The sequence below is a fragment of the Candidatus Latescibacterota bacterium genome (assembly GCA_019038625.1).
Classification (GTDB): Bacteria; Krumholzibacteriota; Krumholzibacteriia; order Krumholzibacteriales; family Krumholzibacteriaceae; genus JAGLYV01.
Genome location: JAHOYU010000098.1, coordinates 1 through 2587, shown reverse-complemented (window position 1 = coordinate 2587; position 2587 = coordinate 1). Strand labels below are relative to the sequence as shown.

At 51.3% G+C, this 2587-nt stretch carries 3 protein-coding genes; 2 read left to right on the top strand and 1 reads right to left on the bottom strand.

The window, feature by feature from the left end; genetic code table 11:
- Positions 1-258: 258 nt before the first annotated feature.
- Complete coding sequence (locus KOO63_07360; GenBank protein ID MBU8921622.1) at positions 259-846, bottom strand: hypothetical protein; 588 nt, start codon at positions 844-846, stop codon at positions 259-261.
- 163 nt (positions 847-1009) lie between these two features.
- Here KOO63_07360 and KOO63_07355 point away from each other — a divergent pair, with 163 nt between their 5' ends.
- Positions 1010-1213: a hypothetical protein gene (locus KOO63_07355; GenBank protein MBU8921621.1), complete on the top strand. Its 204-nt coding sequence runs from the start codon at positions 1010-1012 to the stop codon at positions 1211-1213.
- Positions 1214-1324: 111 nt separating this feature from the next.
- Positions 1325-2587 (top strand): sigma 54-interacting transcriptional regulator (locus tag KOO63_07350; protein MBU8921620.1); only part of this gene is annotated, 1263 nt, incomplete at its 3' end.

Here is a 2587-nt window from a genome sequence, read left to right as displayed (position 1 = left end):
CCTAAATAAGACATTCCATATGTATTCAATAAACATCGTAATGCATGTTGTGCGTCGACCAGGTCAGGGGCAGTGTTGAAAGTCGGATGGAATCAACAGAGAAGGCACAGCTGGGTATCCTGCTTGGGCTGATGAACAAGACGGAAATATTTCTGGCCGAGAAGCAGGGCAGGACTCCCATGATCAAGAGGGAACACGACTGTTCGACCTGTGTGATACACAAGAAGTGCAGGGAGGGATCACTTGTTCGAGTCCAGCCTATTCGGATTCCCGGGTTTTTATGTTTCCCCAGGAGGTTTCCTCGGTTCCCACCACCCCGATGAAAATGGAGCAGGAATTATTCGTCTCATCCACTTCCAGCACCGCGTCTCCCAGATCCAGCTCAAACGAAAGCATATCCTCACCGGCATATGAAAAACCCCACACCCTTCGGATTCCTGCTGAACAGACACAGGTCGCGAAACATGTATCCATAGGGTCCTTCCAGAATATGCAGAAGCCTGAAACAGGTTTTCCGTTGACTGTTTCGGTGCAATCGCCATCGCAGTCTTCTTCTTCCTTATCCCAGCATTCGCCCATGGAAGTACCGATTTCAAATTCCGATACATCGGCTGGGATTCCGTCCAGGAATACTCCTATATCGCAATAATAAAAGATCTCCGTGGGCGTCGAGTTGAGGATGGTGTAAAAGGCCTCCACCCGGATCGAATCGGGATGCGGGTAAGTGAATACGATAGAATCGGCTCGCAGATCTATACATTGTTCTCCAGCAGGTGGTGTCTTGGCGTTGGGAAGGCTGCTGATCGTCAGGATGATTGACAGCACGACAATCAATACAAATCTCATAATAGCCTCCTATTCTCTGGAAAATGAGTCCACCGTATTTTATCATGGGCGGGCGCGGATTACAACTCCATATTCCAGTAATAATCGGCAACCTGTATGCATAGGAGAATAATGGCGAGGGGCAGCTGGTCCATTCAGTCTCGAATCAACTGAAACGCTGTATGTGACCGTCCGCTTCGAGCCTGAATCGGCAGGAACGTACGATTGCGCGATTGCTATCGGTAACGTCCACAGCGACTCGGTGTATTGTTCTGGAACTGGAACTGCGACTGTGGATGTTCCTGACGGACCATCGAGCGGTATCTACTTCTGCCGCCTCGTCACCGGTGATTTTGTGCAGGCGAAGAAGATGGTGTTGTTGAAGTGATGATAACGTACAGTATCTTTCGCACTTTCTCTTGAGAGGTTTCCCTACCGTAGCAAAAATGCTACGGTATAGGTTGCGGTCCGGCGCGGCGCGTAGTATAATCCTCACGAGATGACTTCCAATACCGACATAATCCTCGATAGCATCGCCGATGGCGTCTTTACGATCGATCTCGATTGGCGGATCACATCTTTCAATAAGGCTGCCGAACGTATCACCGGGATCCCCCGCTCCGTGGCGATCGGGAAATTCTGCGCTGAGGTGATGAGGGCGATGGTGTGTGAGAGCGCATGCGTATTGAAGAGGACGATGGACAGCGGACATCAGGTGGTCAACGAGGAGATAACTATTGTAAAGCCTGATGGTGAGCCTGTCGTCGTCTCTGTCTCGACCGCTCTTCTAAGGGATGCTGAGGGCAATGTCATCGGTGGTGTGGAGACATTCAGGGATCTGAGTGTACTCAAAGAGCTCAGGAGAGAACTGCTCGGCAAGAACCGTTTCATGGATATCATCAGCAAGAGTCACCTGATGAAAAGGTTGTTCGACATCCTTCCCGAGGTCGCCGAGAGCGAAAGCACTGTGATGATCGGTGGTGACAGTGGTACGGGGAAAGAGCTTTTTGCCCGGGCCATACACGACCTGAGTCCGAGGCGCAAGGAGAGGATCATAGCGGTCAATTGCGGCGCCCTTCCGGACACTCTTCTGGAGGCAGAGCTATTCGGCTACAAGGCAGGAGCCTTTACAGACGCGAAAAAGGACAAGCCGGGCAGGTTCGCGCTAGCCGCGGGTGGGACGATCTTTCTCGATGAGATAGGGGATATCAGCCAGGCCATGCAGGTGAAACTGCTGAGGGTACTTCAGGAAAAAGTCTACGAACCGCTTGGCGGGACCGTGCCGGTAAAGGCCGATGTAAGGGTCATCACAGCGACGAACAGGGATCTGGATGAGCTTGTAAAAAATGGTGAATTCAGGCGCGACCTGTTTTACAGGATCAATGTGATTCGGATCGACATCCCTCCGCTTAAGGAGAGAAAAGAGGATATCCCCCTGCTTGTGGACCATTTCATCTGCCGGTTCAACAAGATCAGGAGCAGGAATCTGACCGGGATAACCCCGGGAGCCCTGGCCGACATCATGCAGCACGATTTTCCCGGAAATGTCAGAGAACTGGAGAATATCATCGAGCATGCTTTTGTCCTCTGCAAAAAAGGGAATGTCGGAGTAAAACACCTTCCGTCCTACCTCAGGCGCCGCTCGACCGACCTTGAAAGCAAACCGGAAGACATCGATACTATCGAAAGAAAGTATATCCTCGAAGCACTTAAAAACAGCGATTGGAACCGGTCGAAGGCTGCTGACGCTCTCGGTATGCAT